The organism is Ornithinimicrobium ciconiae (assembly GCF_007197575.1).
In the GTDB taxonomy this organism is placed as follows: Bacteria; Actinomycetota; Actinomycetes; order Actinomycetales; family Dermatophilaceae; genus Ornithinicoccus; species Ornithinicoccus ciconiae.
The window spans coordinates 2,968,924-2,995,582 of record NZ_CP041616.1; the positions used below are offsets into that span (position 1 = coordinate 2,968,924).

At 70.6% G+C, this 26,659-nt stretch carries 27 protein-coding genes; 11 read left to right on the plus strand and 16 right to left on the minus strand.

Going from position 1 to position 26,659, the window contains the following annotated elements:
- Positions 1-69: 69 nt before the first annotated feature.
- From FNH13_RS13660 to FNH13_RS13670, 3 genes are read right to left on the minus strand one after another with little or no spacing between them, the layout of a single operon-like run.
- On the minus strand, positions 70-1,821 hold the full coding sequence (locus FNH13_RS13660) for a DUF5719 family protein (RefSeq protein WP_143783920.1): 1,752 nt from the start codon (positions 1,819-1,821) through the stop codon (positions 70-72).
- The gene (locus tag FNH13_RS13665; RefSeq protein ID WP_143783921.1) at positions 1,821-4,976 is read right to left on the minus strand and encodes a glycosyltransferase; all 3,156 of its coding nucleotides are present in this window, start codon (positions 4,974-4,976) and stop codon (positions 1,821-1,823) included. The genes FNH13_RS13660 and FNH13_RS13665 overlap by 1 nt, the downstream gene beginning before the upstream one ends.
- 40 nt (positions 4,977-5,016) lie before the next feature.
- Positions 5,017-5,271 (minus strand): WhiB family transcriptional regulator, encoded by a 255-nt coding sequence (locus tag FNH13_RS13670; RefSeq protein WP_143783922.1) that lies wholly within the window; start codon positions 5,269-5,271, stop codon positions 5,017-5,019.
- Between the two features lie 329 nt (positions 5,272-5,600).
- Between FNH13_RS13670 and cofD the strand changes: the two genes are divergently transcribed.
- Together cofD and FNH13_RS13680 are read left to right on the plus strand one after the other, a co-directional pair.
- Positions 5,601-6,587 carry a 2-phospho-L-lactate transferase gene (gene cofD / locus FNH13_RS13675; protein ID WP_143783923.1) on the plus strand — a complete coding sequence of 329 codons (987 nt, stop codon included), beginning with the start codon at positions 5,601-5,603 and terminating at the stop codon, positions 6,585-6,587.
- On the plus strand, positions 6,584-7,654 hold the full coding sequence (locus FNH13_RS13680; RefSeq protein ID WP_143783924.1) for a coenzyme F420-0:L-glutamate ligase: 1,071 nt from the start codon (positions 6,584-6,586) through the stop codon (positions 7,652-7,654). Before cofD ends, FNH13_RS13680 begins: the two co-directional genes overlap by 4 nt.
- Before the next feature lie 125 nt (positions 7,655-7,779).
- Here FNH13_RS13680 and FNH13_RS13685 read toward each other — a convergent pair whose 3' ends face one another.
- Positions 7,780-8,730 carry a DNA-3-methyladenine glycosylase family protein gene (locus tag FNH13_RS13685; protein ID WP_228266406.1) on the minus strand — a complete coding sequence of 317 codons (951 nt, stop codon included), beginning with the start codon at positions 8,728-8,730 and terminating at the stop codon, positions 7,780-7,782.
- Between the two features lie 61 nt (positions 8,731-8,791).
- On the opposite strand from FNH13_RS13685, the gene FNH13_RS13690 reads away from it, so the two are divergent.
- From FNH13_RS13690 to FNH13_RS13700, 3 genes are read left to right on the plus strand one after another with little or no spacing between them, the layout of a single operon-like run.
- Entirely contained in the window at positions 8,792-9,517 is a 726-nt protein-coding gene (locus FNH13_RS13690) for a TIGR03089 family protein (RefSeq protein ID WP_143783925.1), read from the plus strand.
- 49 nt (positions 9,518-9,566) lie between these two features.
- A complete protein-coding gene (locus FNH13_RS13695) occupies positions 9,567-10,361 on the plus strand; it encodes a CoA transferase subunit A (protein ID WP_143783926.1) in 795 nt (264 codons plus the stop codon).
- Positions 10,362-10,364: 3 nt separating this feature from the next.
- On the plus strand, positions 10,365-11,003 hold the full coding sequence (locus FNH13_RS13700) for a 3-oxoacid CoA-transferase subunit B (protein WP_143783927.1): 639 nt from the start codon (positions 10,365-10,367) through the stop codon (positions 11,001-11,003).
- A gap of 110 nt (positions 11,004-11,113) precedes the next feature.
- Here the strand turns inward: FNH13_RS13700 and FNH13_RS13705 are convergent, their stop codons facing one another.
- Complete coding sequence (locus FNH13_RS13705; protein ID WP_407669979.1) at positions 11,114-12,085, minus strand: glycosyltransferase family 2 protein; 972 nt, start codon at positions 12,083-12,085, stop codon at positions 11,114-11,116.
- A gap of 94 nt (positions 12,086-12,179) precedes the next feature.
- Here FNH13_RS13705 and FNH13_RS13710 point away from each other — a divergent pair, with 94 nt between their 5' ends.
- Genes FNH13_RS13710 through selA form a run of 4 tightly spaced genes read left to right on the plus strand, consistent with a single transcriptional unit; the run spans position 12,180 to position 16,798 of the window.
- Entirely contained in the window at positions 12,180-13,526 is a 1,347-nt protein-coding gene (locus FNH13_RS13710) for an LCP family protein (RefSeq protein ID WP_228266408.1), read from the plus strand.
- Positions 13,527-13,530: 4 nt separating this feature from the next.
- Entirely contained in the window at positions 13,531-14,556 is a 1,026-nt protein-coding gene (locus FNH13_RS13715) for a class I SAM-dependent methyltransferase (protein WP_143783929.1), read from the plus strand.
- Between the two features lie 27 nt (positions 14,557-14,583).
- Entirely contained in the window at positions 14,584-15,477 is an 894-nt protein-coding gene (locus FNH13_RS13720; protein WP_143783930.1) for a universal stress protein, read from the plus strand.
- A 7-nt stretch (positions 15,478-15,484) separates the two neighbouring features.
- Positions 15,485-16,798, plus strand: a complete 1,314-nt coding sequence (gene selA, locus FNH13_RS13725) for an L-seryl-tRNA(Sec) selenium transferase (RefSeq protein WP_143783931.1) — start codon at positions 15,485-15,487, stop codon at positions 16,796-16,798.
- A gap of 5 nt (positions 16,799-16,803) precedes the next feature.
- Here the strand turns inward: selA and FNH13_RS13730 are convergent, their stop codons facing one another.
- Both FNH13_RS13730 and FNH13_RS13735 read right to left on the minus strand, forming a co-directional pair.
- Positions 16,804-17,595: a class F sortase gene (locus FNH13_RS13730; protein ID WP_143783932.1), complete on the minus strand. Its 792-nt coding sequence runs from the start codon at positions 17,593-17,595 to the stop codon at positions 16,804-16,806.
- A gap of 182 nt (positions 17,596-17,777) precedes the next feature.
- Positions 17,778-18,938: an acyl-CoA dehydrogenase family protein gene (locus tag FNH13_RS13735; RefSeq protein WP_143783933.1), complete on the minus strand. Its 1,161-nt coding sequence runs from the start codon at positions 18,936-18,938 to the stop codon at positions 17,778-17,780.
- A 102-nt stretch (positions 18,939-19,040) separates the two neighbouring features.
- On the opposite strand from FNH13_RS13735, the gene FNH13_RS13740 reads away from it, so the two are divergent.
- Positions 19,041-19,607, plus strand: coding sequence for a Uma2 family endonuclease (locus tag FNH13_RS13740; protein ID WP_165700118.1), 567 nt, complete (start codon positions 19,041-19,043; stop codon positions 19,605-19,607).
- Between the two features lie 12 nt (positions 19,608-19,619).
- On the opposite strand, the gene FNH13_RS13745 is transcribed toward FNH13_RS13740, so the two are convergent.
- Positions 19,620-20,639, minus strand: coding sequence for an LLM class F420-dependent oxidoreductase (locus tag FNH13_RS13745; protein ID WP_143783935.1), 1,020 nt, complete (start codon positions 20,637-20,639; stop codon positions 19,620-19,622).
- A 94-nt stretch (positions 20,640-20,733) separates the two neighbouring features.
- Here FNH13_RS13745 and FNH13_RS13750 point away from each other — a divergent pair, with 94 nt between their 5' ends.
- Positions 20,734-21,186, plus strand: a complete 453-nt coding sequence (locus FNH13_RS13750; RefSeq protein WP_202878784.1) for a CoA-binding protein — start codon at positions 20,734-20,736, stop codon at positions 21,184-21,186.
- A 193-nt stretch (positions 21,187-21,379) separates the two neighbouring features.
- Here the strand turns inward: FNH13_RS13750 and rpsT are convergent, their stop codons facing one another.
- From rpsT to FNH13_RS13790, 8 genes are all read right to left on the minus strand, one after another.
- Positions 21,380-21,640 (minus strand): 30S ribosomal protein S20, encoded by a 261-nt coding sequence (gene rpsT, locus FNH13_RS13755; protein ID WP_143783936.1) that lies wholly within the window; start codon positions 21,638-21,640, stop codon positions 21,380-21,382.
- Positions 21,641-21,957: 317 nt separating this feature from the next.
- On the minus strand, positions 21,958-22,440 hold the full coding sequence (locus FNH13_RS13760) for a pilus assembly protein TadG-related protein (RefSeq protein WP_165700119.1): 483 nt from the start codon (positions 22,438-22,440) through the stop codon (positions 21,958-21,960).
- The gene (locus FNH13_RS13765; RefSeq protein WP_228266409.1) at positions 22,430-22,834 is read right to left on the minus strand and encodes a pilus assembly protein; all 405 of its coding nucleotides are present in this window, start codon (positions 22,832-22,834) and stop codon (positions 22,430-22,432) included. Before FNH13_RS13765 ends, FNH13_RS13760 begins: the two co-directional genes overlap by 11 nt.
- A 44-nt stretch (positions 22,835-22,878) precedes the next feature.
- The gene (locus tag FNH13_RS13770) at positions 22,879-23,304 is read right to left on the minus strand and encodes a TadE/TadG family type IV pilus assembly protein (RefSeq protein WP_143783940.1); all 426 of its coding nucleotides are present in this window, start codon (positions 23,302-23,304) and stop codon (positions 22,879-22,881) included.
- Positions 23,301-23,489, minus strand: a complete 189-nt coding sequence (locus FNH13_RS13775; protein ID WP_143785144.1) for a hypothetical protein — start codon at positions 23,487-23,489, stop codon at positions 23,301-23,303. The genes FNH13_RS13770 and FNH13_RS13775 overlap by 4 nt, the downstream gene beginning before the upstream one ends.
- A gap of 80 nt (positions 23,490-23,569) precedes the next feature.
- Positions 23,570-24,499, minus strand: a complete 930-nt coding sequence (locus tag FNH13_RS13780; protein WP_143783941.1) for a type II secretion system F family protein — start codon at positions 24,497-24,499, stop codon at positions 23,570-23,572.
- Entirely contained in the window at positions 24,496-25,362 is an 867-nt protein-coding gene (locus tag FNH13_RS13785; RefSeq protein WP_143783943.1) for a type II secretion system F family protein, read from the minus strand. Before FNH13_RS13785 ends, FNH13_RS13780 begins: the two co-directional genes overlap by 4 nt.
- Positions 25,359-26,597, minus strand: coding sequence for a CpaF family protein (locus FNH13_RS13790; RefSeq protein ID WP_143783944.1), 1,239 nt, complete (start codon positions 26,595-26,597; stop codon positions 25,359-25,361). Before FNH13_RS13790 ends, FNH13_RS13785 begins: the two co-directional genes overlap by 4 nt.
- Positions 26,598-26,659 lie beyond the last annotated feature (62 nt).

Sequence of the window (26,659 nt, forward strand, 5' to 3'; positions counted from 1 at the left end):
GACCGCGCGCGAGCCGCCGTACTGGGGGCAGGGCCCGACTCAGGGCAGGCCAGGGAGGCAGGGCCTGACTCAGGGCAGCCAGGGAGCCACTGACCGCACCTGGCGGGTGACCGGTGCCTCGGGCAGCACCATCCCGGCGATCAGGGTGCCTGCGTCATCCTCCAGGGTGGAGACGACCGCCGAGGTGGCGGTGCCACCAAGCGCCCGGACCCAGACGCTCTCGGCGGCGGGGTCGAGCGACACCGTGGCCGAACCGGCGGCGGGCACGTCCAGGCGCCGCACATCGGTGGTGCCGCCCACGACGGTGAGGATCTGCACCTGGGCACCCTCTGCCGAGGCGATGCTCAGCTCACGTTCCAGCGGGTCGGTGCCCGCGTGTGCCAACGGCGCTCCGACCAGTGCGCTCGTGAGGGGCCCCGCCGGCACCCACGCCAGGTCGCTGACACCGTCGAGGGTTGCGCGCCGCTCCACGTGTGCCGAGGCCACGACGGGGGTGTCCGCCCCGATCTCGATCGCGTGGGTGCCCGGCGGCAGGTCCGACACGTCCACATCCGCCACTGCACCGGCCTGGACGGTCGTCACGGCATTGCTGATCCGCACCGGCCCGTCGGGAGTGAGCGCACGCAGCTGCACGACGGCGTCCTCGTCACCGGGGACCGCGACGCGCACCACGGCTGAGTCGGCCTCGCCTGCTCCCACCGGCACCGCCGGAATCACCAGGCTGCTGGCTGGTGGTGCGGCCGGCGTGGTCAGCTCGACCCCGCGGTCGAGAGTGCCCTCCAGCCACCGGTCCCCCACGGCCGCGAGGATCGGTCCGCCGGTGGTGCGCACGTGCAGCACCGGACGTTCCTCGCCCGGCGCCAGTGCATCGAGCAGGATGACCTGACGCTCGCCGGAGGGCACCACGATTCCCCGGCCCCCGGCGGTGTCAACGGGCCCGTCGGCTCCGAGCACGTCGACCTGCACGGTGACGGGGTTGCCGGTGGGGTTGGCCAGGATGAGCCGCTCGATGCGCCCCGGCTGGCCGCCCCCGCCCACGAGCCAGCTCTCCTCCTGCGCCACCTGGCAGGCCGCCGTCGTCAGGCCCCGGGCCTGCTCCTGCGTGCCGAGCCCCATCTGGGATCCCGCAAAACCTGCCGCGAGGGCGCCTTCGGCACTCCCGCGCGCCCAGGCGTCCCCGGAGACCTGGGCACCGGCCAGGCCGCCGCGCGCGACGAGACGTTCAGTGTCGCCTCCGGGGGTCACCGAGACCTGCGCCTCACCCGCTCCCGCCGGGTCAAGTCCCTCCGGGAGCGCCTCGTGGGGTGCGCTGGCGACAGCGACCGACACGGTCTGGTCCGGCTCGGGCACGCTCGGATCGTCCAACCCCACCTGCTCGGGGCCGACGCACCCGAGGGAGGTCTCGGTCACCAGAGCCAGTCCGACCGGCTGGCCGGGGTGCTCAGTGACGGGATCGTCCCGATCCAGAGCTGCTGCCAGGTCGAGGGTGCCGACATGACCGGCACCGACGGCATACACCAGTGCGGCGGCGGACACGGCGAGCGCTCCGGCACGCGTGACCCGTCCGAGCACCCCGATCCTGCGACGTGATCGGCTCTTGGCGGCCCCGCCTGCCCCCTCCTCGGGGCTCTGATCGACGGCGGCGTCTCCGGCTCCTGACTGTGCCGGGTCGTCGACATCCACCCCCCTGTCCGCCTCACTGCTCTCCGGACTGGCGTCCACGTCGGCAGGCTGCTGCTCCGACTCCGGGTCGGGGTTGCCGTAGAAGAGGTCGTCGACGCGCGGCGTGGCCGGGCGACGGCGCTTGGGATAGCGCGGCATCAGGGCGTCCTCCGTCGTGGTGTGCCGAAGGGGAGCGCCAGGAAGGCCACCAGGGCGGCGAGTCCGGCGGTGACCATCCACCACGTCACCTCGCGCGGGGGGAGCTCGATCTGCAACTGCCCCGCTGCGCCGGGCGACACCGGATAACTCAGCGGCCACTGTCCCGTGACCGGTTCGAGCACCGTGCCGCTGGCCCGCACCTCCGCCACATCGGCCCAGCCTGCCTCCTCGGAGATCACCACCGAGGTCGCGTCGCCGGCCTCCGCGGTGGTGCGCAGCACGGCGTGGGCACCCTCGACGGTCACCGCGGTGAGCGGGGTGTCGGTGCCGTCGAGCAACCGCACCCGCGCGGGTGGCACGAGCGCATCCTCATCACCGGCCCCACCCACACGCCAGAGCAGCACATCGTCGGTGGAGGTGACCCTGGACAGCGCGGTCGTGGCATCCAGCGCCGCGACCAGCGGGTCCTCCGGGTCCGCCCGCAGACCGACATAGCCCACCGCCAGGTCCAGGAGCGCCTGGTGCGCGACGTCGGACTCACTGGTGCCGCCGGCATCGGTCAGGAGCACAACAGCCTCGGAAAGGGCGACGCGGCCCGGTGCTGCCGCCTCATCGACGCCGTCCGCAGCGTGCACGACCTCCCCCACACGGTCACGGACCCACAGCCCGGGCTCGCGCCCCTCCAACCGGTAGGTCACCACGTCATCGGTCACGCTCAGATCCAGGATCCGCAGGGCCTCCGGCCCGTCCGCCTGCGCGTGCACCACCGCCGGATAGGCACGCTCGGCCGCCGCCAACTGCGGCCCGACCCCAGAAACAGCAGCCCAGGCCAGCGTGCCCAGACCCGCGACGGCCACCACACCGGTGAGCACGGCCCCCACGGGGCGCTGCCACGAGGCCCGACCCTGGCGCTTGGGCAGCTCCACGGCCTGTGCCGCGGCCAGCAGCACACACGCAGCGGTCAGGCTCAAGAAGGTGCCCGACCAGGCGGTCACCGGGTCACCCGACGCGCCGTGCCCGGCCGGCACCACACCGGCCTGGAGCAGTGGCGCGGCCAGCGCTCCGATGAGGCCGATCACGGCACCACACAACAGGGCTGCGGCACGACGTCCGCGGTGACCCGTGCGCATGGCTGCAGCGAGTGCCAAGAGGAGGAGGGGGACGGTCCACCACAGGGTGGGCGACAGGCCACCGCCTGGGTGCAGCAGCAGCATCTGCCAGGCGTCGGCGCCCGGCGTTCCGACGGCACCGCTGCCGGCCCCGCAAAGCACCACCCGGGGATCATCGGCGACCTCACGCAACCACGGTCCGGTCAGGGCCCACGGCAGGACGGCCAGCAGGAGTCCGCGCAATCGGCCCCAGCCGGGCCCGAAGGCCACCACGAGCAGTCCCCCGATGCTGGTCAGGACCAGGACCGCCGGGACAAAGAGACCGACCAGCGCAGCGAGCAGGACGGTCGCGAAGGTCGCTGACGTGCGCAGCGCGCCCTGTCTGCGGGACCCAGCGACCACGACGCCTGCGACAAGCAGCGGCATGGCGACGTGGGCGACCACGGGACCGAGCCGACCCTCATCGACCGCGACGGACAGCGGTGCCATGCCCGCCCAGACCAGGCCCGTGGCCGCGCGTGCCCAGCGGGACGTCAGGGCGGTGCGCGCAGCGACGTATCCCGTGAGCACCGACAGCGGGATGGCGGCGAACAGGATCCAGGTCACGGTGACCGCAGCGGGTGACTGACTGGAGTCGACCCAGGGCAACAGCTCGACCAGCCAGGTGAGGCCGGCCATCGGCAGCAGCCAGGGCGAGGTCTCGGCGGCGCTGCCCAGACCACTGCCGGTCCAGGGGTCGGCCCAGGAGTGCCACACCTGCGCGGCCCCCGCGGTCACCGGATAGATCTCACCTCCGCGCACGCCGTCGCTGCTCCCGGACAGGGCGGGCCACAGCTCGCGCCAGCGCACCACGGAGACGACCGTGCCGACCAGCACGGCGATCACCAACGGCCAGCTCCACACGCTCCGGAACCTGCTCGGTGCCGGCTCGAGCGACTCGGCCTCCTCGGAGACCGGCCCGGTCTCCAGCGCTGACGTCGTCGGAGGAGTCCGGGGGTTGGTCAGCGCCCCATGGAAGGTGTCCTGGGTGCCGTGCCAGCCGCTGGACCCTGGCGCGAAGAGCGCAGCGAGGTCTCGTCGGCGCACCCGGCGGCGGCCCCGGAAACGCCACCGTGCCCCCACCCCGCGCCACGGTGCCAGCACGGCGCCGGAGTCGGCGAACTCGGCGGCCGCCTGCGACGGGCGCTTGACCAGCAGCAGGCCCAGCCCGGCCAACACCGAGGTGAACAGGATGCCCAGAGCACGCCACGGGCTCGCCCACCAGGATCCTCGGGCCAGAGCGACCTGCCGGACTCGCCGACGAGTCGTCAGGGTGGGCTGCGGATGGCCGTTCTCCGCCTGCCGGACGATGGCGTCGGGGGCGAGCACGACGCGGTGGCCCGCCAGGTGGCTGCGCCAGGACAGGTCCAGTCCCTCGGCACCGTCTCCGAAGGCCTTGTCGATGCCACCAACCTGGGCCAGCACGTCGCTGCGGACCAGCAGGCCCGGCAGCGGGGCCCCGATGACGTCGACGCGCTCGTCGTGCTGTCCCTGATCCAACTCACGGGCGACATGGGCATCGACCACGCGTCCGCCCCGGGTGAGGTGGTGGCCGACCGAGACCAGACGTCTGGGATCATCCGCACGCACGAGCTTGGGTCCGACGATCCCGACCCCGCTGGAGCGCCGGGTTGCCTCGATGAGGTGGGCGAGCGCATCCGGCTCGGGCTGGGAGTCGTCGTGCAGGATCCACAGCCAGTGACCGGGCTCAGTAGGCAGCCCGTCGCGGGCGTCCTCGATGACCTGCCAGAGTGGCGCCGGACCGCCCTCGGAGTCACGCAGGGGCTCCCGGACCAGCAGTTCGACGCCGTCGTCGGCGATGAGTGGGTGCGCCCGGGTCTCAGCGATCTCGGGGTCGTTGGGGTCCAGTCCGGTCAGCACCACGCGGGAGGGGTGCCGGTCCTGCAGGGAGAGGGCGTCGAGGGTCTGCAGGGCGACCGGGCCTCCGGGGTGCGTCAGGAGGAGGACCGTCAGGTCCGCCACCGGGACGCGCGGACGATCGCGCACCCGGCTTGCGGGTGTGGCTGGCACGATGTGGGCGGCCGCCTTAGACGGCGCGCTTCTTCAACTTGCGGCGTTCTCGCTCGGACAGGCCGCCCCAGATGCCGAAGCGCTCGTCGTTGCCCAGGGCGTACTCCAGGCACTCGGCGCGCACCTCGCACCCGACGCAGACCTTCTTGGCCTCGCGGGTCGAGCCACCCTTTTCGGGGAAGAAGGCCTCGGGGTCAGTCTGCGCACACAGGGCGCGCTCCTGCCACGATGCCTCCTCCGACTCGGTGTCGGTGCTCGTCAAAAATGTCATGATCTCCAGCTCGTGCACGGTTCCTCCAAACCCTCACCCAGCACAAGTAACAACAAGAGAATTACACGCGTGTCATCCCCATCCGTCAAGCCCTCGTCTGCTAAACGTCGCTGACCTCGCACGATGCAGGACCTCAGGAGGCCGCCTCGGAGCACGTGGAGGGCTCCTAAGACCAGCCCAACAGCCAATAGCCGCACCGCTGAGCGGCCCAAACGAGGTCTCCACAACGTCGAAAACGCAGGGTTCAGCCCCCTCCGGGCCACTGTCTCGGACACGGGTGCCGACGCTGCCCGGCTCGGGTGCGAGGATCGGTCCATGAGGTACACCGCATGAGAATCACGGCCCTGGCAGGCGGCGTCGGGGGGGCCCGCTTCGTTCGAGGGTTGCTGCACGAGCTCCGCGAGGTGCGCGGGGACACCGACTCCGAGGTCGTAGTCATCGGCAACACCGGCGATGACATCACCCTGTTCGGGCTGCGGATCTGTCCCGATCTGGACACCATCCTCTATACCCTCGGCGGCGTCGTCGACGAGGGGCAGGGCTGGGGCCGGGTCGGTGACTCACACACCGTGCAGCAGGAGCTCGCCGACCTGGGCGCCCTGCCCCAGTGGTTCGGGCTCGGTGACCGGGACTTCGCCACGCACATTGCCCGCAGCCAGTGGTTGGGCCAGGGTCAGTCCCTCAGCGAGGTCACCACACGTCTCGCGCAGCGGTGGCGCCTGCCGGAGCAGGGCGTGCGGCTGCTGCCGGCGACCGACACCCCGATCGAGACCCACGTGGTCCTGGACGACGGTGACCAGGGCGAGCGTGCGGTCCACTTCCAGCAGTGGTGGGTCCAGATGCAGGCCGCCGTGCCGGCCCGCCGGTTCACTGTGGCCGGACTCGCCCAGGCACCGCCAGCCCCGGGGGTGCTCGACGCGCTGCGCACCGCCGATGTGATCCTGCTCCCCCCGAGCAACCCGGTCGTCTCGATCGGGATCATCCTGGGCATCCCCGGACTCCGAGACGCCCTGCGCGGCTCCCGAGCACCGGTGGTGGGAGTCAGCCCCATCATCGGCGGTGCGCCCGTCCGCGGACACGCCGATGCGTGTCTGGCCACCCTTGATGTCGAGGTCAGCGCGGCCGGCGTGGCCGGCCTCTACGCAGACTTCCTCGACGGGTGGCTGGTCGACGACGCGGACGCCGGGAGCATGTCCGGCACCCGGCCGACAGTGCGCTCCCTGGACCTGCGCATGCGGGACGTGGCGGGAGCTGCCCGCATCGCGGGTGCAGCTCTGGACCTGTCCGCAGACCTGTCCGCCCCGCGCACCGCATGAGCCTGCAGGTTCCGGGCCGGCAGACCCGACCCCCCGCCCCCGGGACGGTCACGATCCACCCGCTGCACGGCATACCGGAGGTCGGGGTCGGCGACGACCTTGGCGTCCTGCTCCGCTCGGCCCTGCACCGCGCGCGCCTGACGCTTGTCGACGGCGATGTGCTGGCCGTCTCGAGCAAGATCATCTCCAAGGCGCAGGGGTTGCGCGAGGATCCCCAGGCTCGGGCCGAGGTGGTCCTCGAACACGCCACCCGGGTGGTGGCCGAGCGCCGGACGCCCGGCGGCATCACCCGCATCGTCGAGGCGGACGCCGGCCCCGTGATGGCCGGTGCCGGCATCGATGCGTCCAACACCGGTCCCGATGAGCGGTTGCTGTTGCTGCCGCGGGACCCCGACCTGGCCGCCCGCGAGCTGTATGCCGCCCTGCTCACCGCCTCTGCGCCGGACCCCCTGCCACAGATCGGGATCGTGGTCACCGACACCGCAGGTCGCCCGTGGCGGGCGGGCCAGACCGACTTCGCACTCGGGGCCTGCTCCGTGGGGGTCCTCGACGACCTGCGCGGAGGCGAGGACGCCGACGGTCGTCCGCTCGCCGTGACCTCCCGCGCCGTGGCCGACGAGATCGCCGCCGCGGCTGACCTGGTGAAGGGGAAGGCCTCTGGGGTTCCCGCCGTGCTGGTGCGTGGCCTGACCCCAGGCACAGTCAGCAACCCCGGCGCTGCCGGGGCTCGGGTCCTGGTGCGCACCGGGCCCGGTGACTGGTTCGCCCTGGGCTCGGTGGAGGCGGTGCGCACAGCGCTGGGTGTCCCGCCGGGCACCGCCGCGGCGGAGGAGGTCGGCATCCCGGATGTTGCACCGGAGGAGTATGCCGATCGGCTGGAGCGCGCGATCCGCCTCGCCGTGCACGGGGAGGGCGCGGCGTCGGTGACGCCGGTGCCGGGCGGCTCGGGCGAGCTGACGGTGCAGGCCCAGGACCCCTACGTGGCCGGGCGGGTGGCTGCCCGTCTCGAGGTGGCGCTGGCCAGCGAGGGACTCACCGGCGTGCATGTCACTCGCGCGACCGCGTGACGGGTTCTGCTCCAGTCGGCGCCTGACCACCAAGGCCACACCGACCGCCTACCAAACCCCTCCACAAAGACGCGAGCCGCCGACGAAACCCCTCCAAAAAGACGTGAGCCACCTACGAAACCCCTCTAAAAATGGGTGGGGAGGTGGGTGCGGGGGGCCATGCGGGGGCCCCTGCGCGGGCGCATCGCCCCGGCCAGCTGGAGCAGGCGCTGCACCCGGTAGCGGTGCCCCCGGTAGGGCTCGAGCAGTTCGGCGAGGCCGTCGTCGTCGACCTCCTGACCGGTCAGCGCCCACCCGATGTTCTTCGCCACGTGATAGTCCCCGAAACTCACCGCATCGGCATCCCCCAGCGCCCGGTGTGCGGTCTCGGAGGCCGTCCAGACACCCACCCCCGGCACGGCTCTCAGCCGCCGATGCGCCTGCGGCAGTGGCAGGTCAGTGACCTGCGCCAAGCGCTCGGCCACACGGGTGACCCGCATCAGGGTGTCGGCGCGCTGCGGACTGACGCCCATCCGCAGCCACTCCCAGGACGGCACCTGGCGCAGGCGCTCGGCGTCGGGGGCGACATAAAGCCCGAACTCACCGCCCGGGCCAGGAGCGATCTCGCCGAACCGGCGCACCAGGCGCCGATAGCCGGCGAAGGCCTCCTGCCCGGTGACCTTCTGCTCGATGATCGCCGGCACCAGGGACTCCAGCACCAGGCCGGTCCGGGGCACGCGCCAGCCGACGCCACGGTGGGCCAGGGCCGCGGCGACCGGTGCATGGTGCGGCACAAAGCCCGAGATGTTGTCGTCCTGGCCGAGCATCTGGGGCACCCGGTCCAGCAGCCAGTCCGCCGCCTCGGGCGATCCCCAGGCGTGGCAGGCGATCCGCCCCTCGGAGGCGCGGACGGCCAGGCGCAGCGTCACCGGCCCACGTGGGGTGCGCACCCCACGCCACAGGGCCCGCTCCTCCGACCTCCAGGTCGGGTCGCCCGCCCCGCGACGCAGCGGTCCCCAGGTCGCCACGATGTCGACCGTCCGCCCCGGGACCCAGATCCGCGCCAGGGGTCGCATCGAGGTGGTCCGGACTGTCACAAGCGCCAGAATGACACGGCGTGATCCGACGAGCACGCCCGGTCTCGGCTAGCGTGACCCCGTGCTCACCCCTCACCAGGCGCTCACCGACCTCGTCCGGGAGGACCCCACCCGGCCCGCCGTGACGTTCTATGACGACACCCCCGGACCGACGCAGGGCGAGCGCATCGAGATCTCGCGCCGCGTGCTGGACAACTGGGTCGCCAAGGCCGCCAACGCGCTGCAGGAGGGGCTTGACGTGCAGCGCGGGTCCGTGGTGCTGCTGGACCTGCCGTCCCCGCACTGGCGCGCCTGCTACTGGGCCCTGGCCGTGTGGGCCGTCGGCGCCACCCTGACGCTGGACCCCCACGAGGGCGCCGACGTGCTGATCACCACGACCCCGGACTCCCCCACCGCGGAGGACGCGGACGAGGTCGTGGCCGTCACCCTCGCGGCGCTGGCCCGCGAGTATGTCGGCGACCTGCGTTCCGGGGTGATGGACGAGGCCAAGGAGGTCTCCAGCTTTGGCGACGGGTTCTCCCCGTGGGACGAGCCGGAGGAGGACGACGCCGCCCTGGTCCACGAAGGCACCCGGACCTCCTACGGAGAGCTGTTCGCACCCTTTGCGGACGCGGACCACCGGTGGCCGCCAGGCTCCCGCGTCCTGGTGACCAGCGACTCGGCACACGACCTCCTGCAGCACCTGCTGCACGCCCTGGTCGCCGGCTCATCCCTGGTCCTGGTGCGCGGATCCGGTGCAGATGATGACGGGCGACTGGCGAGCGAGGGAGTGACCCTGCGCACGTAGCGGCGCCCGCCCACCGGCGAGCGTCAGGGCACCGGTAGTGTCTGGTCGCATGGACAAGGTTGTCAGCAGCGCAGAGGAAGCCGTCGAGGGCATCGAGGACGGCATGACCCTCACCGTGGGGGGCTTCGGGATCTCCGGGATCCCCGCCGTCCTGATCGATGCCGTGCTCGCCAAGGGCGCCACAAACCTGGAGCTCGTCTCCAACAACTGTGGCATCGACGGCGCGGGCCTGGGCGTGCTCCTCGCCGCCCAGCGCGTGGGCCGGGTGATCGCCTCGTATGTCGGGGAGAACAAGGAGTTCGCCCGGCAGTACCTGTCCGGCGAGCTCGAGGTCGAGCTCACCCCGCAGGGCACCCTGGCGGAGCGGATGCGCTCGGCCGGCGCCGGCATCCCCGCGTTCTGGACACCCACCGGGGTGGGATCACTCGTCTCCGAGGGTGGCATGCCCTGGCTCTATGACTCCGAGGGCAACGTCATCAAGAGTTCTCCGCCGAAGGAGAAGCGCGAGTACACCGTCCGTGGCCACACCCGCGAATACGTGCTCGAGGACTCGATCTTCGCCGACTTCGGGCTGGTGCACGCCGCCAAGGGCGACCGTCACGGCAACCTGGTCTTCAACAAGTCCGCCCGCAACTTCAACCCGTTGTGCGCCATGGCCGCCGGGGTGGCCGTCGCACAGGTCGAGGAGCTCGTCGAGCCCGGTGAGATCGACCCCGACGACGTGCACCTGCCCGGCATCTACGTCCAGCGGGTGCTGGCACTGACCCCTGAGCAGGTCGCGGCCAAGGACATCGAGAAGCGCACCACCCGGCCGCGTCCGGCCGCGAACACTGAGGAGGCCTGAGCCATGGCACTGACCCGCGAGGAGATGGCTGCCCGCGCTGCCCTGGAGCTGCGCGACGGCGACTACGTCAACCTCGGCATCGGCATGCCGACCCTGGTGCCCAACTATGTGCCCGACGACGTCGAGCTGGTCCTGCAGTCCGAGAACGGCATCCTCGGGGTGGGCCCCTACCCCTATGAGGGCGACGAGGACCCCGACCTGATCAATGCCGGCAAGGAGACCGTCACGCTGCGTGCCGGAGCATCGATCTTCGACTCGGCCACCAGTTTTGGCATGATCCGCGGAGGCAAGGTCGACGCCGCCATCCTGGGCGCGATGCAGGTCTCCGCAGCCGGCGACATCGCCAACTGGATGATCCCCGGCAAGATGGTCAAGGGCATGGGCGGCGCGATGGACCTGGTCCTGGGCGCCAAGAAAGTCATCGTCCTGATGGACCACGTCGCCAAGGACGGCACCCACAAGATCGTGCAGGAGTGCTCGCTGCCGATCACCGGCCTGGCCGTCGTGCAGCGCATCATCACCGACATCGCGGTGATCGACGTCACCGACGAGGGTCTGGTCCTGCGCGAGGTTCCCGAGGGCGTCACGCCCGAGGAGGTCCAGGACAAGACCGGACCCACGCTCATCGTCGACCTGGCCTGACCCGCACAGCTCCACCCACGCTGCTGCGCTGACGGGCGGGGACCCGACGGTCCCCGCCCATCAGTCGCTGCACCCGGGCCAGCGCTGCACCCGTCAGTCGCTGCACAAGGTCAGTCGCCGGTGGTCCCCCGCAAGAAACCGGACCCCCATGACAGGTGCATCGTGGCCAGCACCACCGGGACCTGCGCGGCAACGCGGGGTCCGTGCTTGGCACCGATCACCGCCCCGCCGACGACGACCAGCCCGGCATATCCCAGGGGCAGGGCCAGCAGCGGGCGCCACACGAGCCCACCGACGGCACCGGCCACGACACCCACCAGGGCGGTCGGCGGGGCCAGGTATCGGGCGCTGACCGACTCCGGGTGCTGGCGCACCAGGAAGCGGCGCCACTGACCGGTGCGGTAGTACTGCCTGGCCAGGGCCGGCAGGTCGCGGCGTGGGCGGTAGGTGACGGTCAGCTCCGGGGTGAACCAGACCACCCCGCCCGCCTGCCGGATGCGCCAGTTCATCTCCCAGTCCTGGGCGCGCGCGTAGGAGGAGTCATAACCACCCACACGCCGCAGCCAGTCCCGGCGAAAGGCCCCCAGGAAGACGGTCTCGGCCTCGCCCGGCGCCCCACCGACGTGGAAGCGGGCCCCGCCCAACCCGAGCCGGGAGCCCATCGCCGCGGCCACGGCGCGTTCGAAGTGGGTCTGCCCCTCGGCGAGCATCACCCCGCCCACATTGGCGGCGCCGGTCTCCTCCAGGATCCGCACGGCCGCGTCGATATAGCCCTCGGAGAGCTCTCCGTGACCATCCATCCGCACGATGATCTCGTGCGAGGCCGCCCCCAGCGCCGCGTTGAGACCGTCCGGGGTGCGCCCGGAGGGGTTGGCCACCAGGGTCAGGCGCGGGTCTTGCGCAGCCAGCTGCTCGGCGACCTCCTGGGTGCGGTCCCTGCTCGGTCCGATGGCCAGCACGACCTCCATCTCCCCGGCATACTCCTGCGCCAGCACCGACCCGACCGCCTCGGCGAGGTGCCGCTCCTCGTTGAGGATCGGCATGATGACGGAGACGGCAGGACGGGGATCAGTCACGTCGATGAGGTTACCTGCGGCACTGGTCGACGCGGCTTCGACGGGCCGATCCGGCGTGGGACGCAACATGCACCCAGATCGAACGCCTACCCTGACGGGCGTGCCACACCATCCTGAGGACGACTGGACCCGCCCGATGCCGCGACCGCGCGGCTCGGGTGGGCGCTCGGCTGGTCGACGGCCGGAGGACTCCTGGCAAGACGGTCCCGAGGACGGCTACGAGGGCTCCGAGCACCACGCGGGCCTTGGTGGGCCCGGCTACGACGGGTTTGATGACCGCACGCGGGAGCTCCCCGCAGGGCGGCGCGCGACGGCGGCTGACTACGGCTACGCCGAGGATGAGTTCGCCGACGAGCAGTGGGTCGAGCGGGAGTATGCCGGTGAGCTGGCCGGTCGCGACCGTCACCCAGAACACCGCCCTCCGGGGCGCCCCGGAGGTCCCGGGGGCCCCGCGGGCCCCGGGGGGCGTCCCCCGCGACGACGCACCCGCAAGCGCTATGCCCTGCGGCGCACCCTCGCGATCCTGCTCCTGCTGGTCCTGGCCTATGTCGGCTCGATGATCTGGGCCGTCGCCAGCATCTGGAACTCCATCGAGCGGGTCGATGCCGCCCCCACCAACAGCGCCCGACCGGCCGCCGGCTCCGGGAGCAACTTCCTGCTCGTGGGCACCGACAGCCGCGAGGACCTGACCAGAGCGGAACGCAACGACCTGGTCACCGGGCACGCCGAGGGATCACGCGCCGACACGATCATGCTGCTGCACCTGCCGGACTCGGGCACCCCGACCCTGGTCTCCATCCCCCGGGACTCCTACGTCGACATCCCGGGGATCGGCGCCAACAAGATCAACGCCGCCTATGCCAGCGGCGGCCCGAAGCTGCTGGTCGACACGGTCGAGCAGGCCACCGACCTGCGGATCGACGGCTATCTGGAGATCGGCTTCGGCGGGTTCGTGCACGTCGTGAGCACCGTGGGCGGTGTGCGGATGTGCCTCGACGAGCCGGTCCAGGACGACAAGACCCGGCTCGACCTGCCCGCGGGCTGCCAGGTCCTCGAGGGCGCCGAGGCGCTCAACTACGTCCGGATGCGCTATGGCGATCCGCGCGGCGACCTCGGCCGGGTGGAGCGGCAGCGCGAGTTCCTGGCGGCACTCACCCACGAGATGGCGACCCCCAGCACCGTGCTGGTCCCGTGGCGCCTGCACGACGTGGGCACCGCCACCGGCTCCGCGATGACCCTGGGCGAGGACACCTCCATGTGGGAGACCGTGCAGATGGCACGCGGCATGCGCTCCATCTCCAACGGCGACGGTCAGTCGGTCACCGTTCCGGTCGCGGACGCGAACTACCAGACCAACGCCGGATCGAGCGTGCTGTGGGACGAGGCGAAGGCGGCTGAGCTCTTCGAGGCGCTCCGCACGGGCGATCCGCTGTCGATCGAGCCGTGATCGTGTGCCGACGCGCGCCGTGACCCACGACCCACGAGGTCGCAGATCCCTGAACCGGTGGTGGTTGAAGGCGATGGCGCAGGGCGGGCTGGCCGCGCTGCCCGGAGCCCACCGCATCGATGACCAGCTGCGGCGACGGCTGCGCCGTCCCTACCTCACCGAGGCCTACGCGCTGGGCAAGTGGCGCCATGTGGAGCAGCACCTCGCCGCCCTGCACCGCCGCCCCGGCGAGGACGTGGGTGACACCCGGGTGCTCGAGCTCGGGACCGGGTGGTTCCCCCTCGTGCCGCTCGGCCTGGCGCTGCACGGCGCCACGGTCCTCACCCTCGACAAGGCCAAGCACCTGGACGCGCAGCGGGTGCGGCTGAGCATGCAGGTGCTGCACGACCTGCTCACCAGTGGCCGCCTCGCGGCGGCCTCGCCGCAGCGGGTCGCGGTGCTGCAGGAGCTGCTCGCTGACAACCGGGAGCGCAGTGCCGCACAGCTCCTCGCCCCCCTGGGTGTGCGAGCGCGGATCGGCGACGCGCAGGATCTGAGCGCCGTCCCGGACGCCAGCGGGGCGCAGCTCCTCGTATCCAACAACACGCTGGAGCACATCCCCGCCGAGGTGCTCCGCGGCATCTTCGCGGCCTTTCACCGTGTCGGCACCAGCGACGCCAGGATGAGTCACTACATCGACCTCGCCGACCACTACGCCGGCTTCGACCCGCGGATCACCGAGTTCCACTTCCTCACGCTCAGCCCGGGCCGGTGGCGTCTGGCCAACAATGCTCTCGCCTACCAGAATCGGCTGCGGATCAGTGACTACCGCCGGCTCCTGCGCGAGAGCGGCTGGCTGGTGACCGGTCAGCAGTTGACGACCCGCAAGGCCCGGCAGGTGGAGGGGCTGGATCTGGTGCCTCCCTACGACCAGCTGACCAGTGAGGACCTGCTGGTGGTCAAGGCACACCTGGTCGCGGACCGCCGCGCAGGCTCCGTCCACCCGCCAGTCCACCCACCAGAGGCCAGCGCTGCTGACCTGGCAGAATAGGGTTCCGGACCCCTCCTAGGAGCGACCATGAACAGCCAGGACTCCCGCCCCGTCGTCGTCGGCTTCGACGGCTCGGACCGCGCAACGACAGCCGTGGAGTGGGCGGCACGGGCCGCCGAGCGCGGGCAGGCCCCGCTCGTCGTCGTGTGCGCGTCCAACCACATCCAGTTCGTCCCCGACGCCGGGGTCGGGCTGTGGACCCCGGAGGAGGCGCACCAGGCGTCCCTGGCCACGGCAGAGCGGGGCGCCGAGGTCGCCCGAGCCACCGCTTCGGGGTTGGCGGTGCGCACCGCCTCCTCGCTGGCCAGCGGAGCTGCTGCCCTCGAGAAGCACTCCGTCGGCGCCCGACTGGTCGTGGTCGGCAACAGCGGGCACGGGCGGGTCGCCGGCGTGCTCCTCGGATCCACCGCCTTTCACGTCGCCACTCACGCGCGGTGCCCCGTCGTCCTGGTCCCGGGTGCGGCGGATCTGCCGCTGCCCGGCCCCGGAGCCGGGGTGGTGGTGGCCACGGACGGTTCGGAGAGCGGGGCGAAGGCCGTCGAGCAGGCCGCGGAGCTGGCAGCACACTACGGTGCGCCGCTGCGGGTGCTGACCGTCTGGCAACGACCCGCGCAGGACCGGTACGCCCGGCCACCGGCGGGGTTGGGCTCCCCTGCCGAGGCCGAGGAGGCGGTGCGGACGGCTTCTGCCCGCGTCGCGGAGAGCGCTGTGCAGGCAGCCACCCAGGCTCAACCGGATCTGACGGTCACCTCCGCGCTGGCCGAGGGGCGTGCCGCAGAAGCCATCGCGCGGGAGTCTGCGGACGCGGCCCTGCTCGTGGTGGGGGCACGTGGGCGGGGTGACCTGGCGAGCCTGCTCCTGGGGTCGACCAGTCGGGCCGTCCTGCACCTGGCCACCGTGCCCGTGCTGATCGTCCGCTGATGTCGTGATGACGCCTCCGGACCCGCACGGTCAGGACGATCCTCGACGCCGGATCCCGCGCACGGATGATCTGCTCACTCACCCCACGCTGACCGCCGCCTCACCGCACCTCGGGCGCTCCGACATACTGCAGGCCATCCACGCGGCCCAGGACCTGGCCCGTCAGGGGCAGATCGCCCCCGAGGACGTGCTGGCTCAGGTGATCGCCGCACTGCCGGGATCCTCCTCCGCACAACGCCCCGTCCTCAACGCCACAGGCGTGGTGGTGCACACCAACCTGGGTCGAGCCCCGCTGTCGCACCACGCCATCGAGGCGGTCGTCCGGGCCGCTGGCTACAGCGACTTGGAGTTCGACCTGCAGACCGGTCAGCGAGGGACCCGGGGAGAGGGTGTGCTCGCTGCTCTGCGGCGAGCCCTGCCCGAGGGCACCGACGCACTCGTGGTCAACAACGGTGCTGCGGCCCTGCTGCTCGCGGTGACCACCCTGGCCGCAGGGCGGGAGGTCGTGGTCAGCCGAGGCGAGCTCGTCGAGATCGGGGACGGCTTCCGCCTGCCCGACCTGATGGTCTCCACGGGCGCGCGGCTGCGGGAGGTGGGCACGACCAACCGCACGGGCCTGGCCGACTATGCCGCAGCGGTCGGCGCCGAGACCGGTGCCGTGGTCAAGATCCACCCCAGCAACTTCCGGATCGAGGGGTTCAGCAGCGAAGTCGCGGTGGCAGACCTGGCCACCCTCGATGCCCCGGTGATCGTGGACATCGGCTCGGGACTGCTGGCGCCTGACCCGCAGCTCCCCGACGAGCCCGACGCCACGAGCGCGCTCCGGGCCGGGGCCCAGCTGGTGACCGCCAGCGCCGACAAGCTACTCGGCGGGCCGCAGGCCGGTCTGGTCCTGGGTGAGACGGGATTGGTGCAGCGGCTGCGTCGGCACCCGCTGGCTCGGGCGCTGCGGGTGGACAAGCTCACCCTGGCCGCGCTGGAGGCCACCCTGCGCGGTGGCCCGGCCCCGGTGACCACCTATCGCACGGCCCCTGAGGGACAGCTCCAGCACCGGGCCAGCGCGCTGGCCTCCCAGGTGGGGGGACGGCTGCGCCGGCACGACGGGCTCGTCGGTGGCGGCGGTGCGCCGGGGGTGGTGCTCCCCGGGTGGGCGGTGGCCCTGCCTGCTGAGCTCGCCCTGCCCCTGCGCACCGGCGACCCGGCCGTGGTCGGTCGGGTCGAGGCCGATGAGCTGTTGCTCGACCTGCGGTGCGTGCCCGAGGAGTCGGACGACGCGGTGGCGGCAGCAGTGCTGTCCGCCCTCGATGCTGGCCGAGCCTGAGGGACTCAGCCCAGCTCAGCGACGGCCAGGAAGGAGCCGCGGCTGTCCCCGTCGGCATCGGCGACCTCGTCGGAGGTGACGAGCGCGACGCGGCGGGTCTCCCGCTGGTCGTCCCACAGGACCTCGACGGACTCAAGGTCTGATCGGGCGACCAGGGCGGTGCTGACGACGTCCAGCTCGAGGGTGACCCCGTCGCCGAAGGTCACCACGATCCGGTCGCCCTCCGTGAGCGAGGTGACCTTGGCAAACGGGGTCGCCTCTCCGTCGTCTCCGGTCGCCCGGCCAGCCACCACGGCGGTGCCCAGGTCGCCAGGAGCGACCCGGTCGTGGCCGGCATACCAGATGGCCTGTCCGGCAGGTGGATTGATGAGGCCCCTGTCGTCGACACCCGTCCCTGTCAGCGGGAGGCTGACCCCCACCGCAGGGACGCTCAACTGCACCGGACTGTCGGCTGCGGCCAGCAGCGCCGGGGCAGCGACTGCTTCGCTGGGACCGGTCAGCCTGGTCAGCAGCGCGGCGGCGCCCTGGATGACGAGGACCAGCAGGAGCATCAGGAGCAGCGCCAGGATCCCGGCGACGATGCGGCGCCGCCGATAGAGCGCCCGACGTTCCGCGGAGAGGGGACGCCTCACCGGGCGGGGGCGCGCCGCCGGGTCACCGCGCTGCCCATCCGGCCCGCCGTGCTCGGGCAGTCCCCAGTCGTCTGGCGGCTCGGAGATGTCCTGGTGGCCATCGGCGGGACCTGCGGCGTCGCCGCACGGGTTCCCCACGCGCGGTAGCTCGGGCTGCGCCGTCACTCTCCCCGTCCCTCCAGTCACATCAGTCACTCTGGTTAACTGCCGTGACCAGCATGCGCAAGGATCGCGACAAAGGGAACCGTCTGGCCGGTGTGTCGGCCGATCTCTCAGCTCCGCGAGAGTCTGACCGTCACGGCGTGGTCAGCCGTCGGCCGGGCGTGGGCCAGTGGCCCGCTGCCGGATCAGCCCTTGAGCAACTGGCGCGCCATGACGATGCGCTGCACCTGGTTGGTGCCCTCGTAGATCTGCGTGATCTTGGCGTCGCGCATCATCCGCTCGACCGGGAAGTCCTTGGTGTAGCCGTAGCCACCGAGCAGCTGCACGGCATCGGTGGTGACCTCCATGGCGACGTCCGAGGCGAAGCACTTGGCGGCTGCGCCAAAGAAGGGAAGGTCAGGGTCGTTGCGCTCGGACTTGGCGGCGGCGACATAGACCATCTGGCGGGCAGCCTCAAGCTTCATGCCCATGTCGGCGAGCATGAACTGCACGCCTTGGAACTGCGAGATCGACTTGCCGAACTGCTGGCGCTCCTTGACATAGCCCAGCGCGAAGTCGAGGGCACCCTGGGCGATGCCGACGGCCTGGGCGCCGATGGTGACCCGGGTGTGGTCCAGGGTGCGCAGCGCGATCTTCAGGCCCTCCCCCGGTGCACCGACCATGCGGTCCCCGGGGATCGAGCAGTTTTCGAAGAGCAGCTCGCGGGTGGGCGAGCCCTTGATGCCGAGCTTCTTCTCGGGCTTGCCGAAGGTGAAGCCCTCGTCGGACTTCTCGACGACGAACGCGGTGACGTTGCGCCCCCGCTCCCCCTCCGGATCGGTCACGGCGAGCACCGTGTAGTACTCCGAGACCCCTGCATTGGTGATCCACGACTTCTGACCGTTGAGCAGGAAGGTGCCGTCGGCCTGCTCGATCGCCTTGCACTTCATGCCGGCGGTGTCGCTGCCGGCGCCCGCCTCGGACAGGCCGTAGGAGAACATCGCCTCGCCACGCGCGACCGGCGGGAGGTACTTGGCCTTGATCTCGTCACTGGCACCGAGGATCAGCGGCATCGTGCCCAGCTTGTTGACGGCCGGGATGAGCGAGGAGGACGCACAGACCCGCGCGACCTCCTCGATGACGATGCAGGTGGCGAGTGCGTCGGCGCCAACCCCGTCATACTCCTCCGCGATGTGGGGGGCATGGAAGTCGGTCGACTGGAGGGCGTCCAGGGCCTCCTGCGGGAAGCGGCTCTCCTCGTCCACATCGGCGGCGTGCGGCGCGATCTTGTTCTCGCAGACCTCCCGCACCGCCTCACGCAGTGCCTCGTGGTCCTCGGAGATGCGGAACAGGTCGAAATCGCTCATGTGCGCAGCCTACCCACCCAGCGGTTGTGGACGGAGCCAGCCTCCGGCTCCCTGATCCTGGCATGGTTGCGGTCATGCCTGGGAAGGGGAAGCATGATGAGTATGCCGACGCTCACCGATCACGCACACGAGCACCGGGTATCCCGGGCCGAGTTCGAGGCGTTCCGGGAAGGTCGCCACGACCACGCCCGTTACGAGTTGCTGGACGGTGAGATTCTCGTGACACCGTCACCTTCAGTCCTGCATCAACACGTGGTGCGCCGACTCATGGCGCTGTTGGAGTCGATACCGCTCAGCGATATGGCGATCCTCACTGCTCCCCTGGACCTGGACCTTGACGTCCCAGGGACAGGAACTCTGCTTCAGCCAGATCTGTTCGTCGCGCCCTTCTCCCCCGGAGAGATCGCGCTCAGCGGCCCGCCCCTCCTCATCGTGGAGGTGCTGTCCGCATCAACCTGGCGGCGTGACCTCGGGATCAAGCGCGACGCCTACGCCGCAGCGGGAGTCGAGCACTACTGGGTGATGGCACCGAACACCCCGTCCATCACCGTCTATCGGCTCGGTCCCGATGGCGCCTATCGCGAGGAGGCCCACGTCGTCGGCCAGGATCGATGGACCGCGATCACCCCGGTCGAGATCACGCTCTGCCCTGCCGATCTGGTCCGCTGACCTCGCCGGCCGCTACCCCGCCAGCGCGGGGATGACCTCGGTCTCGAAGAGCTCGACCCCCGAGGTGTCCCACGCGGTCTCGGCGAAGTAGTGGATCGCGTAGCCCAGTCCGGCACTTCGCAGCGCGCCCATCTGCTCGACGATCTGCTCAGGGGTGCCGACGGCCGGCTGCCGACGCATGCTCTCGACCGCCTGGTCCGCCTTGTCCTCGGTGTGGCCGGTCTTGATCAGGTGGTCGTGCAACCACTTCAGCCGCTCCTCGACCTCAGCCTCGTCACGCCCGACGATCGTGTTGAAGTTGGAGCTGCGCACGATGCTGTCGACGTCGCGGCCGATGTCCCGGCAGTGCCCGGCCAGCACCTGCGACTTGTGCGTGAAGCCCTCCAGGTCACCGGCGAAGTTGGTGTAGTCGGCATACTCCGCCGCGATGCGCAGCGTCTTCTTCTCGCCACCGCCGGCGATCCACATCGGGATGCCGTTGGCCTCCGAGCCGGGGACACTCGTGCCCTGCAGCGGTCGCGGGTGCACGAGAGCGCCGTCGACCTGGTAGTGCTCCCCGTCCAGGGTCGCGGATCCGGTGGTCCACGCCTGCCTGAAGATCTCGACCCCCTCGCGCAGCATCGCCAAACGCTCCCCGGCCCGCGGGAACCCATAGCCATAGGCGCGCCACTCGTGCTCATACCAGCCGGCCCCGATGCCCATCTCGATCCGGCCGCCGGACACGACGTCCACGGTCGCCGCGACCTTGGCGAGGTAGGCCGGGTTGCGGTAGCTCATGCACGTGCACATCTGCCCGAGCCGCACCCGGGAGGTGACGGCCGCGAAGGCTGCCATCAGCGTCCAGGCCTCGTGTGTCGGGTCCTCGGTCGGCTCAGGGGTGGTGTGGAAGTGGTCGTAGACCCACAGCGACTCCCACGCCGGCCGCTCGTCCACGCGGACCGCCAGGTCACGCATCACCTGCCACTGGTCGGCCGGGGCGATTCCGTGCAGGTCCATCCGCCAGCCCTGGGGCACAAAGATTCCGAAGCGCATGCGCCTAACGTATGTCGGGAGATCAGGGTGCGCATAACGGGCCCCGACCACCCACCCGATCGCTAGGCCCCCCGGGACGAGAGATACTGGGGACATGACCCAGACCCGTCGCCTGCACCGCAACGACGACAGCGTCATCGCCCGGCTGTTGCACACCTCAAGCACCTGGGCGGTGGTGGGCCTGTCGCAGAACCGCACCCGCACCGCCTACGGAGTGGCCCGATTCCTGCAGGAGTCACTGGGGCACCGGGTGATCCCGATCCACCCGCGCGCGGAGGCAGCTTTGGGCGAGCAGGGCTTTGCCCGCCTTGCCGACATCCCGGACGGGACCCACGTCGACGTCGTGGACTGCTTCGTGAACTCCTCGCGGGTGGGCGCCGTCGTCGACCAGGCGATCGAGCAGGCACCGCGGCTGGGCATCACCGCGATCTGGCTGCAGCTCGGCGTGGTCGACCAGGACGCGGCGCAGCGGGCCAAGGACGCCGGCCTGAGCGTCGTGATGGACACCTGCCCCAAGATCGAGTACAGCACCCCCAGCGGCTTCTGACTGCTACTCCCCCGGCCGAGCGCACCGCGTGGTGCGATTCACGCCACCGAGCGCACCGCGTAGTGCGTTTCACCCCATCGAGCGCAGTGCGTGGTGCGATCTCACCCCACCGAACGCAGCGCGCGTGGCCCAACGACGACCGAGGGCGCCCACCCATCCGGGTGGACGCCCTCGCGTCGTGGTCTCAGGCTTCTCAGAGAGAGGCAGCCTGCTTGGCCATCGCAGACTTCTTGTTGGCCGCCTGGTTCTTGTGGATGACGCCCTTGGACACAGCCTTGTCCAGCTTGCGGGAGGCGGCCTGCAGAGCGCTCTGCGTCGCCTCGGCGTCACCGGAGGCGTGCGCCTGGCGGAACTTGCGGATCCAGGTGCGCAGCTCGGCCTTGTGAGCGCGGTTGCGCTCGGTCGCCTTGGCGTTGGTCTTGATGCGCTTGATCTGGGACTTAATGTTTGCCACGAAGAGTCTTCCTGCTTGGTCGGATTGTGTCGTTGAGGGCGACACACGAGACTCGGGACCGGGCGTGGGGCACCCTTGCGTGAGTCTCGTGAGAGTTGTGCTGCATGCGCGCACGACCTGTAGCGCGCACGCAAGGATCAAATCTACCAGTCCGCGGCGGAACCGGACAAACTCAGGCGGGGCTGGTCCGGTGAGCACCCCACCAGCGGGCGCAGGCGCAGCCGTATGCCGTGGAGCAGTCAGTCGCCGGCCCCCGGCCGTGCCAGTCCAGTTCGGCCCCCGGACATGTCAGTCCAGTTCGCCCCCCCCCGGCCATGTCAGTCCAGTTCCGAGCGGGCGCGGGACTCGACGGTGATCGACACACTGCCGCCCAGTGAGCGGAGGATGGTGCTGATCACCGGTATCTGCGCTTCGCCCTGCAGCCTGACCACAGCCGTGCGTGCATCAGGCGTGCCGGTCCCCGGTGCAATGGCCCAGGAGTTGAGTCGATCAGGCAGCGGCTGCCGGGACAGGTGATCTCCAGCAGCCTGGGTCACCCCGGCGGAGGTCAGCGGGATTCCCTCTCCCAGGCCATGCTCATAGAGGCTGTCGGTGTCGACCGTGTCCGCAGCCGCGAGAGCTGCGGCATCCGCAGCATCGAGCAGGTGGATGCGGCTGAGCTGGACCGATGTGGCGCCCACCACGCCGAGGATGAGCAAGAGAGCGATCGAGACCATGCCGATGAGCAGCACGCTGATCTGACCGCTCTCGCGGCCATCCGCCCCGAGCTCTCCCGATGAGGAGCTTTCCTCACTGCTCACGGAACTCATCCACCGGCGAGACATGAGTTGAGGACAGGGTGATCGAGGTGGGGAGCGCACCATCGAGGAAGTCGGGCACGAGTGGCAGCTCCACGGCGACGGTCGCGTGAGTCTGCACCGTGCTGCCAGGAGTGAGGCAGGGGCTGGACTCACAGGTCAGCGAGATGCCGCCATCCGCGGAGCTGAAGCCGTGAGCATCCAGCACCAAGGATGCTGCCACCTCGGCGGCTGCGTGACCCGTCGCGTCATCGACGCTGGCCACAAACGTGCGACTGCCCTCGCGCGCCGCCGCAGAGACGGCATACGCACCTGCCTGAAGCCGACCCAGGGTGGCGACCAGATAGAACAGTGGCAGCACGACCAGCACGAGGAGAAAGGCGGTCTCCACGAGCATCGACCCTCGCTCAGGGTCACCGGGATGCGACCGTGACCGCAGGATCATTGGTCCTCCGCGTAGGCCTGGCCCGTCACCGTCATCGTGCCCGGGATGCCGAGGGGACCTAGGACCGGTAAGGGCAGGTCGGCCGACACCCGGACCACGGCGACACCACCCACGTCCGCTCGAGCACCAGAGATCGTGGTGCCATATCGGCCAGGAAGCGTCGTAGCCAGTAGTTCCTCGGCTCGTGCCACTCCGTCAGCCGGAGTGTTGTCTGCCCGCGCCCCCACCCGGGCGCCCTCAATCACGTGGGCGGTGGCCGTGTTACGCACGTGCAGCGCATAGCCAATCTGGACAACGGCCAGGAAGAGGAGCACGAGCAGGGCCGAGACGAGGGCGAACTCGACGGGCGCGGCTCCAACCTCGACGCGGCGAGCGCCCCAGCGGGACCGGGAGTCCGGGTCACCGGCCCGGGCCGGGGTCATGGCCCGCTGACACCCGACACGGCCGAGACGAACAGGTCGGACAGTAGTGGTTCGGCCACCAGCCACAGCGCGGCGACGAGTCCAGCCGTCATGATCGTGATCAGGACCCAGCCCGGGACATCACCTCTTTCGGGCTGCGCCTTCCAGTCACTGAGCCGTGCCCGGTATGCGCTTGCTGCTCGCATCACGCGGCTGCGCCGGTGCAGTAGTGCCTGCATGTGTTCTTCTCCTTGTTGGGTCGGTCGCGAAAGAGTCGGTGTCGAGGTCAGACGGTCAGGCGCAGTAAGGACGCGCCGGGGTAGACGGCGAACAGGACCGTGACGGGCAGGACGAGGAAGACAACCGGGATCATCATGAGAATCTCTCGACGCCCGCCCTCCTCGATGAGTTGCTGTCGTGCTGATTCCCGGGCGTCCTGAGCCTGGGCACGCAGCACTTCACCGAGCGGGGTGCCTCGCTCGATGGCGACCACGAGGCCGTCGACGAAACGCACGATGGGGCCCAGGCCCGTCCGTGCCCCAAGACCCTGGAGAGCCTCGGCCATGGTGGCGCCCGTCCTCGCCTGAGCCAGGCACAGTTCCAGCTCGGAGGCGAGCTCACCTCGGGACAGGCGAGCCACCCGGTCCAAGGCCTGAGTGGTGCCCTCCCCTGCCGTCACGGAGAGCGCCAGCAGTTCGGCAATCGCAGGAAACTCGCCCATGATCCGTTGCTCGCGTCGACTTGCGGCACGGGTCAGCAGCTGGTCGCGCAGCAGGACTCCGCCCAGTGCGGCAGAGACGGCGACGACGATCAGTGCGGTCGGGCTCACTCCCCGGGTCCAGATCAGGACGGACCCGAGGATGGACACCACGACCACCGATGCCGTGCCCCAGAGCACCTGTTGGATCCGAAATCCTTCGACATCAGGAGGCAACCCGGCGCGCTGAAGCCTCAGACTGACCGAGTCAGCTCCACCGAACACCCGGTCCACGAGACGGGCTGCCCTCCTCCCCAGCCTGGTCACGGAGTCTGTGAGACTCCACGGCTCCGTGGCACGCCGCCACGAGGAGTTCTCGCCCGGCAGCTTGTCCAGATATGGCTCGATCCGGGCAGCCAGGTCGGAGCGTCCAGGGCGGGGCAGCCCCGCGAGGATCAGCCACAGCCCAGTGGCCAGGGCACCAGCTAGGAGCCCACCGAGAACCAGTGGCCCGGTCATCGCAGAACCCGTTGCTCTTCGGGTAGCCGACCGATCCGGACCATCACCTGGTAGGCCACGACAGAGAGCACGGCGCCGACGACCAGGATGACGACTCCGGTCGGTTCGCGGTAGGCCTGCAGGGCTGTCCCCCGCGTGGACATCAGGAGGAGCACGACCCAGGGCGCGACCATCGCCAGCCGTGCCGCGTTCACGGTCCAGGACTGTCGTGCCTCCAGCTCGGCCCGCGACCTCGCGTCCTCACGCAGGAACGTCGACAGCGTCCTCAGCACCCGCCCAAGATCGCTGCCGCCGACCTCGCGGGCCAGCCGCACGGCCTCGACGAGGCGGTCCGCCACCGGATCTGCCATGCGCTCCTTCAGACGGTCCAGGGAGTCGGTGAACAGTCCGCTGGCCCGATAGTCGTGTCCAAACGCCTCGAACGCCGGCCTGAGCTCCGAAGGTCCGCGCTGACCCAGCTGGATGAGGGCCTCCGGCAACGACAGCCCCGCTCGGACCCCGGAGGCTATGTGGTCGACAGCATCCGGCCACACCTCCCGGAGCCGGGAGCGTTGCCGACGCGCCCGGGCCCGCACGACCACGAGGGGCAGCGCACCAGCCATCACCGCGAACGCCAGGCTGACAGCTGGCACACGGGTCAGCGCGAGGGCGAGCACCAGGACGATCGTTCCCCCGATCAGGCAGACCGCCAGCAGACCGGGCCAGCGCACCGCACGGATGCCCGCGAGCACGAGATCGTCATCGAGCCCGTCCAGCAGCGCGATCCGACGACGCTGGGGGGCGTGCTCAGGACGTGGCCAGAAGGACCACCAGATGCACGCCAGGCCTAATCCGAGAGTCAGACCCACCATGGCGCCACTCATCGACGTGCACCGCCAGACAGCAGCGTCGACAGGTTGTGACCGGCACGGGCGAAACGCTCCTGGTGCGGAGGGAAACCTTCCGCACGAACGAGCTCGTCCTGACGGGTCACAAAGATGTCAGCGACCTCGACCACGTCGGCCTCCACTCGCCCGGGCAGTGCGACAATTTCCTGGACCCGGCGTCGACCGTCGGTGTGCAGGGCGAGGTGGACGACAAGGTCGATCGAGCTGGCGACCGTCGGGACGACAAATCCGCTGGCGACATTGGTCCCGGCCAGGAGCGGGAGCGTGCACATCTTGGTCACGGCCTCACGCGCACTGTTGGCGTGCACGGTGCACATGCCGGGTAGCCCACTGTTGAGGGCAATCAGCAGATCGAGACTCTCCTCCTGACGCACCTCGCCCACCAGGATCCGCGAGGGCCGCATCCGCAGCGCTTCCTTCACCAGGCGACGCAACGGCACCTCCCCCGTGCCCTCCAGACTGGCCTGCCGACACTGCAGTGCTGCCACGTCACGCAGCGGGATCTTGAGCTCGAAAACCTCCTCGCAGGAGACCACCCGCTCGGTGGGCGGGATGGCGGCCGCAAGGCAATTCAGCATGGTGGTTTTGCCAGCCTGCGTGCCACCGGCCACCAGGATGTTCAGGCCGCTCTCGACCGCGGCGGCCAGGAACGCCGCCGCCTCCCGGGTCAGTGTGCCCAGCCGCACCAGGTCGCCCAGCTCATCGGCCGCCACCACGAACTTACGGATGTTGACCGCCCAGTGCCGCCTCGTGATGTCCGGGATGACCACGTGCAGACGCGAACCGTCCGGGAGCGCGGCATCGACAAAAGGGCTGCTCAAGTCCACGCGGCGGCCCGAGGAGCGCAGCATCCGCTCGACCAGGTCACGCACCTGCTGCTCAGTGAGCAGAGTGGGGGTCAGCTCGGACCGACCGTGCCTGGCCACGAAGACCTTCCCCGGCTCGTTGATCCAGATCTCCTCGACGTGCGGGTCATCGAGGTACTGCTGCAACGGTCCTAGTCCAGCGACCGACTCCAGGAGCAGACGCCCCGCCTCGTCGGGGTCTGTGAGTGGCCGGATACCCCCTTGGAGCGCTCGCTCGTCGAACCCGGCGACGACCTCGCGCACGACCTGACGGAGGGCCACGTCATCGATCGATGGATCGAGGCGCCGAGCCCTGATCAGCTCCCGTACCTCGCCCTCCAGGGACTGAAAAGTCGTTGCGTGCACGGTCAGAACCCCCCGCCGCCTCTCCCCGGCCCTCACCGCCGGTCCGCCACCACGTCACGGAG